Origin of the sequence: Streptomyces populi, assembly GCF_002911015.1 — a bacterium.
Taxonomy (GTDB): Bacteria; Actinomycetota; Actinomycetes; order Streptomycetales; family Streptomycetaceae; genus Streptomyces; species Streptomyces populi.
Map to the genome: position 1 here is coordinate 1 of NZ_KZ627002.1, position 14,460 is coordinate 14,460.

20 protein-coding genes are annotated in these 14,460 nt (G+C 71.1%); 13 read left to right on the forward strand and 7 right to left on the reverse strand.

Annotation, left to right across the window (positions count from 1 at the left end; genetic code table 11):
- Positions 1 to 26: 26 nt before the first annotated feature.
- Positions 27 to 2,417 (forward strand): DEAD/DEAH box helicase, encoded by a 2,391-nt coding sequence (locus CW362_RS39765; RefSeq protein ID WP_103554480.1) that lies wholly within the window; start codon positions 27 to 29, stop codon positions 2,415 to 2,417.
- Between the two features lie 233 nt (positions 2,418 to 2,650).
- On the opposite strand, the gene CW362_RS39770 is transcribed toward CW362_RS39765, so the two are convergent.
- The 6 genes from CW362_RS39770 to CW362_RS39795 form a co-directional block, all read right to left on the reverse strand.
- Positions 2,651 to 3,205 (reverse strand): Rv3654c family TadE-like protein, encoded by a 555-nt coding sequence (locus CW362_RS39770; RefSeq protein WP_103554466.1) that lies wholly within the window; start codon positions 3,203 to 3,205, stop codon positions 2,651 to 2,653.
- Entirely contained in the window at positions 3,202 to 3,624 is a 423-nt protein-coding gene (locus CW362_RS39775) for a TadE family type IV pilus minor pilin (protein WP_103554467.1), read from the reverse strand. The genes CW362_RS39770 and CW362_RS39775 overlap by 4 nt, the downstream gene beginning before the upstream one ends.
- Positions 3,611 to 3,856 (reverse strand): DUF4244 domain-containing protein, encoded by a 246-nt coding sequence (locus tag CW362_RS39780; protein WP_240658298.1) that lies wholly within the window; start codon positions 3,854 to 3,856, stop codon positions 3,611 to 3,613. The genes CW362_RS39775 and CW362_RS39780 overlap by 14 nt, the downstream gene beginning before the upstream one ends.
- Positions 3,857 to 3,931: 75 nt before the next feature.
- Complete coding sequence (locus CW362_RS39785) at positions 3,932 to 4,714, reverse strand: type II secretion system F family protein (protein ID WP_103554468.1); 783 nt, start codon at positions 4,712 to 4,714, stop codon at positions 3,932 to 3,934.
- Positions 4,711 to 5,568 (reverse strand): type II secretion system F family protein, encoded by an 858-nt coding sequence (locus tag CW362_RS39790; protein WP_240658299.1) that lies wholly within the window; start codon positions 5,566 to 5,568, stop codon positions 4,711 to 4,713. The genes CW362_RS39785 and CW362_RS39790 overlap by 4 nt, the downstream gene beginning before the upstream one ends.
- An 11-nt stretch (positions 5,569 to 5,579) precedes the next feature.
- On the reverse strand, positions 5,580 to 6,272 hold the full coding sequence (locus CW362_RS39795; RefSeq protein ID WP_420856898.1) for an ATPase, T2SS/T4P/T4SS family: 693 nt from the start codon (positions 6,270 to 6,272) through the stop codon (positions 5,580 to 5,582).
- Between the two features lie 54 nt (positions 6,273 to 6,326).
- Between CW362_RS39795 and CW362_RS39800 the strand changes: the two genes are divergently transcribed.
- Positions 6,327 to 7,814, forward strand: coding sequence for a recombinase family protein (locus CW362_RS39800; protein WP_103554470.1), 1,488 nt, complete (start codon positions 6,327 to 6,329; stop codon positions 7,812 to 7,814).
- Here CW362_RS39800 and CW362_RS39805 read toward each other — a convergent pair.
- Positions 7,811 to 8,680: a helix-turn-helix domain-containing protein gene (locus CW362_RS39805; RefSeq protein ID WP_103554471.1), complete on the reverse strand. Its 870-nt coding sequence runs from the start codon at positions 8,678 to 8,680 to the stop codon at positions 7,811 to 7,813. The genes CW362_RS39800 and CW362_RS39805 overlap by 4 nt on opposite strands.
- Positions 8,681 to 8,901: 221 nt before the next feature.
- Between CW362_RS39805 and CW362_RS39810 the strand changes: the two genes are divergently transcribed.
- From CW362_RS39810 to CW362_RS39860, 11 genes are all read left to right on the forward strand, one after another.
- Positions 8,902 to 9,087, forward strand: a complete 186-nt coding sequence (locus CW362_RS39810; protein ID WP_167455661.1) for a helix-turn-helix domain-containing protein — start codon at positions 8,902 to 8,904, stop codon at positions 9,085 to 9,087.
- Between the two features lie 137 nt (positions 9,088 to 9,224).
- Positions 9,225 to 9,737 carry a hypothetical protein gene (locus tag CW362_RS39815; RefSeq protein ID WP_162684391.1) on the forward strand — a complete coding sequence of 171 codons (513 nt, stop codon included), beginning with the start codon at positions 9,225 to 9,227 and terminating at the stop codon, positions 9,735 to 9,737.
- Positions 9,734 to 9,937: a hypothetical protein gene (locus CW362_RS39820; RefSeq protein ID WP_240658301.1), complete on the forward strand. Its 204-nt coding sequence runs from the start codon at positions 9,734 to 9,736 to the stop codon at positions 9,935 to 9,937. Before CW362_RS39815 ends, CW362_RS39820 begins: the two co-directional genes overlap by 4 nt.
- Positions 9,934 to 10,125: a hypothetical protein gene (locus CW362_RS39825; RefSeq protein WP_103554473.1), complete on the forward strand. Its 192-nt coding sequence runs from the start codon at positions 9,934 to 9,936 to the stop codon at positions 10,123 to 10,125. The genes CW362_RS39820 and CW362_RS39825 overlap by 4 nt, the downstream gene beginning before the upstream one ends.
- Complete coding sequence (locus CW362_RS39830) at positions 10,122 to 10,448, forward strand: hypothetical protein (protein WP_103554474.1); 327 nt, start codon at positions 10,122 to 10,124, stop codon at positions 10,446 to 10,448. The genes CW362_RS39825 and CW362_RS39830 overlap by 4 nt, the downstream gene beginning before the upstream one ends.
- Complete coding sequence (locus CW362_RS39835) at positions 10,445 to 10,684, forward strand: hypothetical protein (RefSeq protein ID WP_103554475.1); 240 nt, start codon at positions 10,445 to 10,447, stop codon at positions 10,682 to 10,684. The genes CW362_RS39830 and CW362_RS39835 overlap by 4 nt, the downstream gene beginning before the upstream one ends.
- A gap of 86 nt (positions 10,685 to 10,770) precedes the next feature.
- Positions 10,771 to 11,685, forward strand: a complete 915-nt coding sequence (locus tag CW362_RS39840) for a bifunctional DNA primase/polymerase (protein ID WP_103554476.1) — start codon at positions 10,771 to 10,773, stop codon at positions 11,683 to 11,685.
- On the forward strand, positions 11,682 to 12,848 hold the full coding sequence (locus tag CW362_RS39845; RefSeq protein ID WP_103554477.1) for an AAA family ATPase: 1,167 nt from the start codon (positions 11,682 to 11,684) through the stop codon (positions 12,846 to 12,848). The genes CW362_RS39840 and CW362_RS39845 overlap by 4 nt, the downstream gene beginning before the upstream one ends.
- Before the next feature lie 192 nt (positions 12,849 to 13,040).
- Complete coding sequence (locus CW362_RS45100) at positions 13,041 to 13,436, forward strand: hypothetical protein (protein ID WP_240658302.1); 396 nt, start codon at positions 13,041 to 13,043, stop codon at positions 13,434 to 13,436.
- Entirely contained in the window at positions 13,433 to 13,834 is a 402-nt protein-coding gene (locus CW362_RS39855; RefSeq protein WP_103554478.1) for a hypothetical protein, read from the forward strand. The genes CW362_RS45100 and CW362_RS39855 overlap by 4 nt, the downstream gene beginning before the upstream one ends.
- 110 nt (positions 13,835 to 13,944) lie before the next feature.
- Positions 13,945 to 14,460: single-stranded DNA-binding protein (locus CW362_RS39860; protein WP_103554479.1), on the forward strand; the 516-nt coding region annotated here is incomplete at its 3' end.

A 14,460-nucleotide genomic window follows, 5' to 3' on the forward strand; every position in this document is an offset into this window, starting at 1 on the left:
TGTCCGTCACGCCGGTGACACACTCGATGCCGATGGCCAAGAATCACCGATCCGATCGATCCTCGGCGGACACCGCGTCCCGCCCCTCGCCGAGCACCGTCCTGGACCGGCTCGCCTCGGGGCCGAGCCGGGCTTCGCGCATCACTCATACGGAGCACTTGCCCCCGCGAGCGGGTCGTCATGCCGTCTGGCCCGACCGGATCCGTTCGGAGGTCGTCGCGGCGGTACAGGCCGCGGGCATCGAGCACCCCTGGGCCCACCAGGCACGCGTCGCCGAGCACGCCCTGGACGGCGAGTCGGTGATCGTGGCCACCGGCACCGCCTCCGGCAAGTCCCTGGCCTACCTCGCCCCCGTCCTGACGGCTCTCCTGGAGGGCTCCGAGGCCCCGAACGGCCGGGGTGCCACCGCCCTCTACCTGGCCCCCACGAAGGCCCTGGCGGCCGACCAGCGACGCTCGGTGAAGGAACTTTCACAACCGCTGGGCAACGCCGTGCGCCCAGCCGTGTACGACGGCGACACACCCTTCGAGGAGCGCGAATGGGTGCGCCAGTACGCCAACTACGTCCTGACCAACCCCGACATGCTGCACCGCGGGATACTGCCCTCCCACCCCCGGTGGTCCTCCTTCCTGCGCGCCCTGCGCTATGTCGTGATCGACGAGTGCCACACCTACCGCGGCGTCTTCGGCTCCCACGTCGCCCAGGTGCTGCGCCGTCTGCGCCGCCTCTGCGCCCGCTACGGCGCCTCTCCCGTCTTCCTGCTGGCCTCCGCCACCGCCGCCGAACCCTCGGTCGCGGCGAGCCGTCTGACCGGCCTCCCGGTCGTCGAGGTCGCCGACGACGCCTCCCCGCGAGGGGAACTCGTGTTCGCCCTGTGGGAGCCCCCGCTCACCGAACTGCACGGCGAGAAAGGTGCACCCGTACGGCGTACCGCCACCGCCGAGACGGCCGACCTGCTGACCGGCCTCACCGTCCAGGGCATGCGCTCGATCTCCTTCGTGCGGTCCCGGCGCGGCGCCGAGCTGATCGCGGTCATCGCCCAGGAACGCCTCGCAGAGATCGACCGCTCACTGGCCCGGCGCGTCGCCGCCTACCGCGGCGGCTACCTCCCCGAGGAACGCCGTGCCCTGGAGAGCGCGCTGCACTCCGGGGACCTCCTCGGCCTGGCCGCCACCTCCGCCCTCGAACTCGGCGTCGACATCTCCGGCCTCGACGCCGTCGTCATCTCCGGCTACCCGGGCACCCGGGCCTCCCTCTGGCAGCAGGCGGGCCGCGCGGGCCGCTCCGGGGAGGGCGCGCTGGCGATCCTGGTCGCCCGCGACGACCCGCTGGACACCTTCCTCGTCCATCACCCCGAGGCCCTGTTCGACCAACCGGTGGAATCCACGGTCCTCGACCCGGACAACCCGTACGTCCTGGCCCCGCACCTGTGCGCGGCCGCCTCCGAGATCCCGCTCACGGACGAGGACCTGGAGCTCTTCGGCCCCGCCGCCGCCGGACTGATGCCGCAGCTGGAGGCCGCGAAGCTGCTGCGCCGCCGGACCGCGGCCTGGCACTGGACGCGCCGGGAACGGGCCGTCGACCTGACCGACATCCGCGGGGGCGGCGGCAGACCCGTGCAGATCGTCGAGTCCGGGACCGGCCGCCTGCTCGGCACGGTCGACGAGGGCGCCGCGCACACGGCGGTCCACGAGGGCGCGGTCCATCTGCACCAGGGCCGTACGTACCTGGTGCGCAAACTGGACCTGGACGACTCCGTCGCGCTGGTCGAGGAGGCCAGCCCCCCGTATTCGACGGTCGCCCGCGACACGACCACCATCGCCGTCCTCGAGACCGACGTCGAAGTCCCCTGGGGCGATGGACGGTTGTGCTACGGCTCCGTCGAGGTCACCAATCAGGTCGTCTCCTTCCTGCGCCGACGCGTCATCACCGGCGAGGTGCTCGGCGAGACGAAGCTCGACCTCCCTCCCCGTACGCTCCGCACACGTGCCGTCTGGTGGACGGTCACCGAGGACCAGCTGGACGCGGCCCGGATCAACCCGGAGATCCTCGGCGGCACCCTGCACGCCGCCGAGCACGCGTCGATCGGCATGCTGCCGCTCTTCGCCACCTGCGACCGCTGGGACATCGGCGGTGTCTCCGTCCCGCTCCACCCCGACACCCTCCTGCCCACCGTCTTCGTGTACGACGGCCACCCGGGCGGCGCCGGATTCGCCGAACGCGCCTTCCGCACGGCGCGCTCCTGGCTCACTTCCACCCGTCGGGCCATCGCCTCGTGCGAGTGCGACGCCGGCTGTCCCTCCTGCATCCAGTCCCCCAAGTGCGGCAACGGGAACGAACCGCTGCACAAGCGGGGCGCCGTGCGCCTGCTCACGGAGCTGCTGCGGACGGCACCGGAGGAGCAGGATCGGAAGTAGTCCGATTGGGCGAGCCCGGGCCGGACGGGCGAAGGCCGACGGCCGGTCGGATGAAAGTCGGGCCCGCTTGGGCCGAACGGGTGAACGTCGGGTGCGTGACGGTCACGGGCCGGGGCCGCGGGGGACGGGCCGGACCGGGAGAGCCGGGCGAAGCGGAGTGAGGGACCGCGGGGGACGGGCCGGACCGGGGGAGCCGGGCGAAGCGGAGTGAGGGACCGCGGGTCCCGTCGGTCTCACGGACCCCGGCGAAACGGAGGCCCCGCAGAACCGGGAGACCCCGGAGAACTCGCGGGCCCCGCCGGCCCCGGAGATCTTGGCGGAGCCCCCGGACGATCCACGGGCCCCACAGGACCCGCCGGTCCTGGAGAACCTGAAGGTCCCGCAGGGTCCACAGGCGCCGCAGGCCCCGCCCTCGATCTGACCTCGACGGTGATCGGCCCGGTTCCGGACGACGCCGTCACGTCCGAGATCTGGCCCTCGACCTCGCACTTCACGAGCCGTGCGCTCTGTGCCCGGGCCACGCGGTCCGCCCGGGCACAGGCCGCCGTGCCGCCTTCGCTCCAGTGGTCAGCCGCGGCGAGCGCGGCCAGGTCCGCGGCCCCTGCCGCCCGGTGCCGCACCACGACGGCCTGTCCCATCGACAGCACCGCTCCGAAGACGGCACAGAGCACAGCGATCGCGCCCACCGTCCACACCGTCGCCGATCCCCTGTCGGAGGACGCGCACCACCGAGCAGGGCGGCCGCTCCCGGCGAGTGACCACACGCACCGCCGGCTCCGGATCCTCATCCTCCGTCCACCCCCGCAGCCGTTTCCCCCACCGTCTCCTCCGCCAGCGCCACCGCCTCGTCCTTCAGTTCGAGGGACAGAGCGGTGGGGCCGGGAGTCCTCGCGCCGACCGTCACCCGGACCAGATCGCCCTCCCGGCTCACCGTGACCTTCGCGTCGGGCGGGGCCGCGCGGCGGACCGTCGCCAGCACCGCTTCCGGCGGGTCCTGGCGCGCCGCCGCCCGAGCGCCCGCCCTCGCCGCGTCCACGCACTGGATCTGCGCGGACGCGGCGAGCAGGGCCCAGACCAGCGCCATGCCGACGAGCACCAGAGAGGGCAGCACCACGGCGGCCTCCGCGGTGACGAATCCGCCGTCCCGGCGCCGGACCGGACCTGCCCTCGACCGGGCCGCCCTCAAGCCCCCTTCACATCTGGACATTGAGCGCCCGGCCCACGATGCCCTGCAGTTCCTCACCGACCTGCCCGCTCGTCACCACCTTGTAGAGGGCGGCCGCGAAGGCCACCGCCGCGATGACGCCCACCGCGTACTCGGACGTGACCATTCCCGCGTCCCTCCGCGCCGCGACCACCGCGAGCATCCAGGCCCGCATCCGCGCGCGCCTCCGCCCTCGTCCTCGCCCCGTTCCGGGAACCCGCACCATCCTGCTCATTCCAACCTCCTTGAGATTCGGTCCTGTCGGTCACTTCGTCGGCCGCCGTTCACGGCTCACCGCTGTCGTCGCCCGTCACCCACCACCCCCTCGCAGCAACCCGCCGGCCAGCCCGATCACCACGGGCAGCACGCCGATCGCGAGGAAAGCGGGCAGGAAGCACAGCCCCACCGGCGCGGTGACCATGACGGCCGCCCGGCGTGCCCGCGCCGTCGCGGTACGCCCCCACTCGGCGCGGGCCTCCGTCGCGAGCCGGCCGACCGGCACGGCCGCCGGTACGCCCGACTCACCCGCCCGCTCCAGCAGCCTCGCCAGCCCCGACGCGCCCGGCAACGACGCCAACCTCCGCCACGCGTCGGCCGGTTCACCCCCGAGCCGTACCTCCGCCGCACCCCGGGCCAGCCGTTCACCCACCGGCCCGTCCAGCGCCTCGCCGACGGCCCGGGCGGCTGCCACCGGGCTCGCCCCCGCCGCGATGCAGGCGGCCACCAGATCGGCGGCGAGAGGCAGTTGACGGGCCGCGGCCATCGCGTCGTACTCCTCGGGGAGCGCCTGGTTCCTCCGCCGGAACCACCACCGGACCCCGAAACCGGCCACCACTCCCACCAGGACTCCGGCGCGACCCCCGATCAAAACCCAGCCGGCACACACCACTCCCGCCGGGGGCAGCCACAGCCGGCCGTAGCTCCGTACCGCGTGGCGCCGCGGCGACGGCGCCGGTTCCGGGAGCAGCAACTCGGCCAGCCGTCTGCGCACCCTCCTGGCACGCCGCACCACCCCGAGCCGACGGGCCGACGCGCCGACCAGGAGCACTCCGCACACAAGTACCCCCAGCCTGTGGGCGACTTCCGCGCTCATGCCGTCTCCGCTCCTCGTACGATCCGTAGCGCCCACCACAGCCCCACGCCCTCCAGCGTCCCGCCGACCAGCAGGCAGCCCAGTCCGGGACCGGTGTGCAGCAGCACGTGCAGGGGGTCCGCGCCGAGCGCGGTACCGAGCAACAGGCCGAGAACCGGCAGCCCCGCGAGCATCGAGGCCGTCGAGCGGGATCCGGCCAACTGGGCGCGCATGTCAGCTCTTTGATCACGCTCGGCTCGCAGCGCGGCCTCCAGGCGGTCCAGCCCCGCCGCGAGTCCCGCGCCCCGGTCCACGGCCACACGCCAGCACGCGGCGAGCCCCACCAGTCCGTCGGCGCCGGGCTGCCGTGCCGCCTCGGTGAGCGCACCCGGCACGTCCCCGCCGAACCTCGCCGCGGCCAGCACCACCGGCTGCGCGCCGGCGAGCCCGTCCGAGTCACGTGCGGCCGCGAGCAGTGCCTCGCCGGGCTGACGTCCGGCCCGCACCTCGCCGGCCAGGGCGCCACACAGGGCGATCACCGCGTCGCCACGCCGCTCCCGCTCGCGCCGGGCCGCTCCCGCCCGCCGCACCCGACGCAGCAGGGGCATTCCGACGGCTCCGAGGAGAAGCGGCACGACCGACGTGCCCAGTACCGCGATCACCGATCCCGCCACCAGCGACCAGACCTCGGGCCGCAGTCGTCCGCGCAGCCGTCGCCAGTCGACGCGGACCCGCTCCCACCGGGGCGGACCGGTCGCCACCCCGCCACCGGCGAACAGCACCCTCGCTCTGCGCACTCCCGAGCCGCGCCCGCCGATCAGCCAGGCCGCGATCCCGGCACACGCCACCGCCGCTCCCGCGGGCGCGTCCGCCATCCCACCGATCCTCATCCCGCTCCCCGTTCGCATCCCCGCACCGGGCTCCTGTCAGCACCCCGGTGTCCCTCACCGCCGAAGGGATCACCCCGCCTGTCCGGATGCACCCCGCCGTCTCCCGGGTCCGCCCGCCCGTGATGACCCCGGTGTCCGTCCCGGAGGAGCTCCCGCAGCCGCTCCCACCCGCGCTCGTACGCGAAGGCGTCCTCGCCCCACCGCAGCGCCGGTACCGTCACCACCAGCCCCGACGGGTCGCGTTCCAGCACGTGCACCTCGGCGATCCGGCGCCGTCCGGTCCGGTCCCGCACGAGATGCAGGACCACGGACAGTGCCGCCGCCAGTTGGCTGTGCAGGGCGGCCCTGTCGAGTCCGGCCGCGGTGCCCAGGGCCTCCAGCCGGGCCGGAACCTGCGCCGCCGCGTTGGCATGAAGCGTTCCCGAGCCGCCCTCATGTCCTGTGTTCAGGGCGGCCAGCAGGGAGACGACCTCGGGACCGCGCACCTCGCCGACCACCAGCCGGTCCGGTCTCATCCGCAGGGCCTGCCGGACGAGATCCTGGAGCGAGACGAGGCCGACGCCCTCCTGGTTGGCGGGCCGCCCTTCCAGGCGCACCACATGCGGATGGTCGGGCCGCAGCTCGGCCGAGTCCTCCGCGAGCACGATCCGCTCCCCGGGACCCACCAGTCCCAGCAGCGCGCTCAGCAAGGTCGTCTTCCCGAACCCCAGACAAAGACACCACTGCCGAGCGACACTCAGGACATGAAGACCACCCGGACGGAGGGCGGCCGGACGCGCGCCGTCATCTACTGCCGCATCAGCCAGGACCGCACGGGCGCCGGCCTCGGCGTCGAGCGGCAGCGCCAGGACTGCGAGGCCCTCGCCGAACGGAACGGCTGGGACGTCGTCGAGACCTACGTCGACAACGACGTCTCCGCGTACAGCGGCAAGAAGCGCAAGGACTACCTGCGCATGCTCGACGACCTGGAGCAGGGCACCGCCACCGTCGTCATCGCCTGGCACACAGACCGGCTCCATCGCTCGCCGACCGAGCTGGAGAAGTACATCGACCTGTCCGAGCGCCGCGGCGTCTCGACGCACACCGTGCAGGCCGGGACCGTCGACCTCGCCACGCCGTCCGGGCGGATGACCGCGCGGATCCTCGGCGCCGTCGCCCGCCAGGAGTCCGAGCACAAGGGCCACCGCGTCGCCCGCGCCCGCCAGCAGAAGGCCATGGCCGGCGAGTGGGCGGGCGGGATCCGCCCGTTCGGGTGGGGCGTGCCCACCGGCGAGACGCAGACGCGGGTCGACCGGAAGACCGGCGAGGAGAGCGAGGTGCCCGTCCTCGACACGAACCAGGTCGTGCCCGCGGAGGCCGAGGCGCTCCGTCACTGGACGGACACCATCCTCTCCGGCGGGTCGATCCGCAGCTGCGTGAAGTGGTGCACGGACAAGGGGTTCACCACCACCCGCGGGAACGAGATCACCCACCAGGACATGCGCGACATGCTGATGCGGCCCAGGAACGCCGGGATCGCCGTGTACAAGGGCGAGGAGGTCGGGCGCGGGCAGTGGGAGCCGATCGTCGACGAGGCGAAGTTCAGGGCGGTCGTGGCGATCCTGACTGATCCGTCGCGGCGGACGACGCCGGGCGCCCAGCCGAAATGGCTGGGATCGCTCCTGTACGTGTGCGGCCGTGACGGGTGCGGGCGCGGGCTGACGGTGACGCAGTCCGGCGGTCGGCAGTACCCGAGCTACAAGTGTCCGACCGGGCACGGCGGCGGACGGCGTGCGGAGGTCGTCGACCAGTACGTCGAGGACACGATCGTCGAGCGACTGTCACGGGACGACGCAGAGGACCTGCTGCTGCCCGGCCCGGGCGATGTCGATGTTGCCGGGCTGCAGGCGGAGAGCGAGCGAATCCGTCGGCGGATGACGGATCTGGCGGGCCTGTTCGGTGCGGGCCAGTTGGAGCTGGCTCCGTTCACCGAGGGCATGGAGACTGCGCGCGCCCAGCTCGACGGGGTGACGAACCAGCTCGCGCGCGCGGCGATGGTGGACCCGCTCGTCGGCCTGGTCGGCGCGCCCGACGTGCGGAAGGCGTGGCGTGCGCTGTTGCTGGAGCAGAAGCGCAACGTGCTGCGGGCCGTGCTCACCGTCACGCTGGTCAAGCCGCGGTCCGGGCGGATGCCCGACGGCGGGTACTTCGACTACGACGCCGTGCAGTTTCGGTGGCTGCGAGGCGCCTAGCCTTCACCCACTTCAAGGTCTTGCGCGTGCTTCTCTTCAAACTGCTCAAGGAGTGGCGCCGGGTCAAGTTCGAGGGCATTAGCTAGGAGCCGGATGTAGACAGGCGCATGCATGAAGGCGCCAGGAAAGTCGTAGCGATCGGCCAGAATCAGATTGGCGATTCGCTTAGGAACTTGGGCGAGGCGAGCCAATTCTTCCTGGTCAATACCCCTCCGCATGCACTCCTTCCTCAGAATGTCGCCAATGGAATCGGGCTGCTCCAACTCTTCCGGATTAAGCACCAAGGCTGCCCAGCCCAGGTCTGGCCGCTTCTCCTCGAGAATGCTTGGCGATACCTCTCCTGCAGCTACAGCCTCATGCCATCGCTGCACTTCAGGCGGTCCGCTGCCCTTCTCGAACAAGCTCCCAAAGAGATCGTCGTGGGCTTCCTTGAACCGCTCAATTACTTCTGGCGGCGCGTTCCACCGATGGGCAAGGTCAAGGAACATGGTGACGCCGACGGACATCTCCATCGCCTCACCCACCCTTGCGGCCACAGCAGCAAGGAGCGGGTTCTCAATCTCTTCTGGTGAGAGTAGAGCCATGCGGTCACTAACGGGGCCCTCTACCTCGAAGCCTGGATTCTGCCCATCGAGGATCGCGTCAATGCTGCCTTTGGCGAATTGCAGCGCCTTCTCTACGCGGTAGTACCCGGCAGGAACCTTGCCACGAGCAGGGACTCGGCCGCGCTCATAGTTGCTGATCGTGTTTTCGGAGACGCCGGCGGCCTCCCCCAACTGCCGTTGATCAAGGCCTAGATGTTTGCGCCGAGCAGCGATCCACTCGCCGAGCCTCGCCCAGTCTTCAGGGGTCCTCGTTGGGGCCATGCCGCCCAATCCTCCTCAACGTTGGTCATCGTCGAGGTACAGCATCCACAACGTTGCCCCCCAGCGCCAGTGCAACTTTGGGCCAGAGCCACAAGATCAACCACAACGTTCAGATTGATCCCAACATTGTGGTTGACGTTGGTCATAACGTTGCGTAAATTGTGGGTCAGCTCGCAACGTCAACCACAACGGCGTCGCCCAGCCACAACGGAGCACTGCCCATGACTCAGAGTCTTGAGCTGCTCACAACGAAGCAGCTCGCTACTTACCTCAACAAGCCGGTGAACACCATCCGCGGGTGGCGCCACCGCAAGGTCGGCCCCAGCGGATTCAGGCTCGGCAGGGACATCGTCTACCGCCGCGAGGCCGTCGACGCCTGGCTCGCCGAACGCGAACAGGCCGCCTGACTGCGGCCACAGAAGCGGTGCCCCCTCCCGTGTACCAGCCGGGAGGAGCCATCGGAAACGACGAAGAGGCCGGGTACCAGCCGGCCTCTCCAGTCGAGCAATCCGCACTCCCCAGCTAGAAGAGATCGGAACAGCTCATGGACAACAGAGTAGCCGCGACGTCAACGGCGATGCCGCGGCCCGCCACGCCCGCTCCCGACAGTGCGGTTCAGGTCCGCATTGCCGAGAGCACCCGCCCCACCCCCGAGCGGTGCATCCGCCTCGTGCTCGAAGTGGAGATCTTCCAGGACCCGGACGGCGATCCCGACTCACTGGTCGTCACCACCGACGAGCTCGCCTGCGAGCCCACCGTCCCCGCCCGGGTGCACAGCTACATCAACGACGCCCGCGCAAAGCTCGACCAGATGGAACGCCTCGTCAACGAGCACGAGGCACAGGACACGCTCCGCGCCATCGTCGAAGAGCACCAGCTGCTCGTCGAGGAGTGGGACATCGCCAACCTCGACGCGAAGTGGCGCGACAAGTTCGTCGCATTCGCCGCGCTCCTCGACGACGGCCGCCGAGTCGTCGTCGTCCCGCTGGGGCAGGACCCGGTCCGCCGTCTCGGCGCAGTCGTCGAACTCCTCGGGAAGACGGGGCTGGCCGCGTGAGCGCCGAGGCAAGCGCCATGGCGGTCGAGGACACCCTCGGCCGCCCGGCCCGGCCCATCCGCTTCGAGGACCCCGCGCGGAACGCCGCCTATTGGGCGCGTATCGACGCCATCGTCGACCAGGCGCCGCCCCTCACCGCCGAGCAGCGGGCCCGCATCCGCGCCGCGTTCCACCAACCCGTAGTCCGGGAGGCGGCGTGAAAGAGACGACGCGCCCCGAGTGCACGCACTGGATCGGCGCCGAGGCCCGGCACTGCAAGGAAGCCGACGGCGTCCGCCAGTACATCCCCGGGCCGCGCTGCCCGCTCCACACCCCGGCTGCCCTGCAGGGCAAGTCCGAAACCCAGCCCGGCCCCGGCTGGCCCATCCACCGCAAGGAGGCGTCATGAGCGACCTGACGTACACCGAGCGCGCCCAGTTCCTCGCGACCGTCCAAGGCATGGGCGAGGGCGACGAGATCCAGGAAGCCGCGTTCCAGCTCATCCTCGAGATCGAGTCCCAGACGCCTGCGCCTTGGGCCCAGTCGGACCCGTTCGCTGCCGAGCGCTACCTCGCCGCCCGCGGCGCCAGCCCGGCCGCCGCCGCGCGCAACGCCGCCGGGTTCGAGGTCCGGTTCCGTGCCCTCGTCGCACTCGGCACCGGGCGGCCGGCCGAGCGGTTCGAGGACATCGCCGACTGGATCAGCACGCACGTGGACGGGGGCAGCCGATGACCGGACACCAGCCCGGCGAATGGCCCGTCGACGAACCCGTCGACCTGATCCCCGACGACCTGTACGTGAAGCGGGCCGCCGAGCGCGGACGGCACGAGATCGTCCTGGGCTCGATCCGCGCCCAGCTCGAAGAGCAGCCCAGCCCCGTGGCGGTGCTCACCGCCGTCCGCGTGTGGATCAACGAGGTGATCGCCCTCGGCGACGAGGTCGCCCGCGAGAAGCGCAAGACCGCCTGACCGCTGGCGGCCGCCGCACTCCCCCCGGCTGCGGCCGCCAGCACCCCACGAACCACCTGATCCAGCTCGTAGAAGAGAGCACGTTCGTGACCGACGGCCTCAGAATCCCCACCGCGCTCCCGGCCGCCGCCGAGACCTACGCGGCTGCGGGCATCAAGGTCTTCCGCGTCCGCCGGAGCAAGGCGCCCTACGCCAACTGCCCCCGCTGCGACCGGCAGAGCAGCCTGTACACCAAGCATCGCCCGGAGGACTGCCAGTGCGGCATCCCCACCTGTCACGGCTTCCACGCCGCCACCACCGACATCGACCTCGTCCGCCGGTGGTGGCGCGAGGAACCTGACGCGAACATCGGCGCGCCCTGCAAGCTCAACGGCTGGGCCGTCATCGACATCGACCCCCGCAACGGTGGCCGCGAGTCCCTGCAGGCCCTGGAGAAGCGCGTCGGCGTCCTGCCCGGCACCACCATGCAGATCACCGGCGGAGACGGCCTGCACATCGTCTACCGCTCGCCCGGAGTCGACCTGCCCGGGCTGCTCGGGCCCGGCATCGACTTCAAGCACAACGGCTACATCCTTCTCGCGCCCTCCCTGCACGCTTCCGGCGGCCGCTACCAGTGGGCAGGATCGGGCGACTACCTCGCGCCGACCACCGACTGGCCCCTGTTCCTGCTGCCGCGCAAGAAGGCGCGCCCCGCCCCGACGGTCAAGCACCGCTTCCCCGTTCAGGAGAGGCGCCAGCAGCGCCCCGGGGGTGGGCGCATGTGGACGACAGCCGACCTCGTGCAGCACGTCATGGACTCCCGTGACGGCAACCGCAACAACGCCTTCTTCTTCGCCGCATGCCGCGCTCACGAACTGGCCGAGCAGAACCTGCTCAGTCTCAGCGAAGCCGAGGCCGGCCTGCTCTCCGCTGCATCCGCGGTGGGCCTCACCGACTCCGAGGCCCGCGCCTCATTCGACAGCGCAGCAACCCGCCCCGGCGACCGGGGGTGGGTGGCGTGACGACCGACATCGACCGGGCGATGGACGCCTACTTCGGCCCGGAGGGAGAGGAGCCGCCCTACGACTGGAACGACGTACCGGCCGACGGCACCGAGCGCGAACCGGCGCCACGCACGTGGGCGCCGCAGGATCTGCGGTCCGTCCTCGACGGCAGCTACAAGCCGCCACAGCCCAGCGTCGGACGGCGGGACGACGGCGTCGGCCTCTTCTATCCGGGCCGGATGAACAGCGTCGCCAGCGAGTCGGAGGCGGGCAAGACCTGGTTCGCCCTGATCGCCTGCCTCCAGGAGATCAACGACGGCAACCACGTCCTCTACGTCGACTTCGAGGACGACGCTGGCGGCGTCGTCGGCCGACTCCTCTGTCTCGGTGGCGTGCCCGACGACATCCTCGAACGGTTTCACTACGTCCGTCCCGAGAACCAGATGGGTCCTGTCGACGCGGTCGACCTCGCCGCAGTGCTGGACCTGAACCCGACGCTCGCCATCGTCGACGGCGTCACCGAGGGCATGAGCCTCTTCGGCCTGGAGCTCAAGGACAACACCGATATCGCCAAGTTCGGCCGGCTCCTGCTGCGCCCACTGATGAACTCCGGCGCCGCCGTCGTCACCCTCGACCACGTCGTCAAGTCCAGCGAGAACCGCGGCCGTTACAGCATCGGCGGCGTCCACAAGCTCAACGGCCTCAACGGTGTGATGTACATGCTGGAGAACCGGCGCCCCTTCGGCATCGGCGTCACCGGCAAGTCCACCGTCCGCGTCGCCAAGGACCGGCCCGGCCAGATCCGCAAGAACGGCCTGTCCCACTCCAGCGGCATGCACTGGTACGCCGACCTCGTCGTCAAGTCCGAGACCCAGGAGTACGCCGAGGCCCACCTGTACGCGCCGCGAGAGCGCGACGAGGCGGACCGCGAGGCCGACGAGGACGAGAAGCGGATCAACGGTCTGCAGCGCCAGATCCTCGACGCGATCCGCAAGGCGTCCGCTCCGCTGACCGGCAAGGGCATCGAGGACCGCGTCACCGGCAAGGCCGCGGACATCCGTCGCGCCGTCGCCCGTCTGGTCGATACCGGGCAGATCGTCGCTCAGCCCGGCCCTCGCAACGCCACCCTCCACTCCATTCCTGCACCCCCCGAAACCGTCACCGAACAGCCCGCCGCTTGACCTCGTCCCGACCTCGTCCCCACCTCGTCCGGACGCGGTCAGTGAGACCTCGTCCCTCGTCCCACTTCTTTAGGTGGGACGAGGACGAGGTCACACAAGGGGGGTTGCCTCATCAGCCCGGGACGAGGACGAGGTCACCACAACCGCAACAGGAGCCGATCTCATGCCCGTTCTCACCAGGACCCGCATCCCGTGAACGTCGACGACATCGTGGCGCAGAAGATCGCCGCCGCCGCGGCCCGCGCCGAAGCCGCCAAGCGCCGGCGTGCCGCCTTCAAAGCCGCCCGACAGCGCGGCCTCGCCGCCCGCCACGCCCAGAAGCTCCGCAACCTCAGCCGTGGCGATATGAACACGACTGCCGAGCCCAACCGTGTCGATACCGACACGGTTGCCGACGACGACGTGGTGATCGAGGTGACGGAAGCCGAGTTCCACGCTGCGGCCCGTGCCTCCCTCGCCCGGCTCGGCCTCACCTACGCCGAGCTCGAAGACCAAGCCCGCCGCCGCAACTTCACCAGCGCCCAGGCGCAGTCGCTCTGGGTGTCCATCGGCGGCGCCGTCAACACCGAACTACTGGAGGAACAGTGACCACCATCGACGCGATCCGCTCGAACCCCCTCATCGACGAGGCAGCCGCAGAACGCATCGCCACCCTGTGGAACGCCGCCTATCCCGGCATGCGCGAGCTCCTCACCACCGTCATCGACGGCCAGCGCAGCTACCTGAACGAGCACCCCGACAGCTCCGTCCGCGCAGAGATCAAGCGCCACGAGGAGACGCGCCTCGCGCTCGGCCAGCTGGACCGCGGCACCTACCGCGGGTGCACCCGCAGCCCCGGGATGTTCGACACCTGGGGCGCGCTGTCCGCGATCAAACGCCTCCCGATGCCGACCGGTAGCAAGCACGGCGGCAACGTCTACCGGCTTGCCGCAGAGCTGTCGGACATCGAGGCCGCCCGCGCGGCGGCACTGGCCGCCAACGCCTGATCCCGCACAACAACGGCCGGGCCCGCGGATATCGGGCCCGGCCACCCACCCAGCATCTCGCGACTTACCTCCCCGCAGGAAGTAAGTCGCCCATCCCGAAGGAGCCCTCCGTGTCTGGAGAGACCGTCATTACCGTCGTCGGCAACCTGGTCGACGATCCCGAGCTGCGCTTCACCCCGGCCGGTGCGGCCGTCGCCAAGTTCCGCATCGCCTCCACCCCGCGTCGGTTCAACAAGACCACCAACGAGTGGGAGGACGGCGACGCCCTGTTCCTCACCTGCTCTGTGTGGCGCCAGGCCGCCGAGAACGTCGCTGAGTCCCTCGCCCGCGGCATGCGCGTCATCGTGCAGGGCCGGCTGAAGCAGCGGTCCTACGAGGACCGTGAGGGCGTCAAGCGGACCGTGTACGAGCTCGACGTCGACGAGGTCGGCGTGAGCCTCGCCCGGGCTACGGCCAAGGTCACGAAGAACCCGAGCGGCGGCGGCCAGCAGCACGGGGTCGGGACTAGCTCCGACCCTTGGGCGACCGCCAAGCCAGCCCCGGCCGGCCAGGCGCAGGGCGGCGGGTGGTCAACCACCCGGCAGCAGCCCGCCCCGGCCGCCGCCGGCCACCCCGAAGAGCCCCCC

Coding starts and splice junctions, on each gene's coding strand:
- CW362_RS39770 (WP_103554466.1), bottom strand. CDS start 3,205: ATGAGGATCCGGAGCCGGCGGTGCGTGTGGTCACTCGCCGGGAGCGGC.
- CW362_RS39790 (WP_240658299.1), bottom strand. CDS start 5,568: ATGGCGGACGCGCCCGCGGGAGCGGCGGTGGCGTGTGCCGGGATCGCG.
- CW362_RS39815 (WP_162684391.1), top strand. CDS start 9,225: ATGGACAACAGAGTAGCCGCGACGTCAACGGCGATGCCGCGGCCCGCC.
- CW362_RS39785 (WP_103554468.1), bottom strand. CDS start 4,714: ATGAGCGCGGAAGTCGCCCACAGGCTGGGGGTACTTGTGTGCGGAGTG.
- CW362_RS39810 (WP_167455661.1), top strand. CDS start 8,902: ATGACTCAGAGTCTTGAGCTGCTCACAACGAAGCAGCTCGCTACTTAC.
- CW362_RS39765 (WP_103554480.1), top strand. CDS start 27: ATGCCGATGGCCAAGAATCACCGATCCGATCGATCCTCGGCGGACACC.
- CW362_RS39780 (WP_240658298.1), bottom strand. CDS start 3,856: ATGAGCAGGATGGTGCGGGTTCCCGGAACGGGGCGAGGACGAGGGCGG.
- CW362_RS39830 (WP_103554474.1), top strand. CDS start 10,122: ATGAGCGACCTGACGTACACCGAGCGCGCCCAGTTCCTCGCGACCGTC.
- CW362_RS39805 (WP_103554471.1), bottom strand. CDS start 8,680: ATGGCCCCAACGAGGACCCCTGAAGACTGGGCGAGGCTCGGCGAGTGG.
- CW362_RS39835 (WP_103554475.1), top strand. CDS start 10,445: ATGACCGGACACCAGCCCGGCGAATGGCCCGTCGACGAACCCGTCGAC.
- CW362_RS39775 (WP_103554467.1), bottom strand. CDS start 3,624: ATGTCCAGATGTGAAGGGGGCTTGAGGGCGGCCCGGTCGAGGGCAGGT.
- CW362_RS39800 (WP_103554470.1), top strand. CDS start 6,327: ATGAAGACCACCCGGACGGAGGGCGGCCGGACGCGCGCCGTCATCTAC.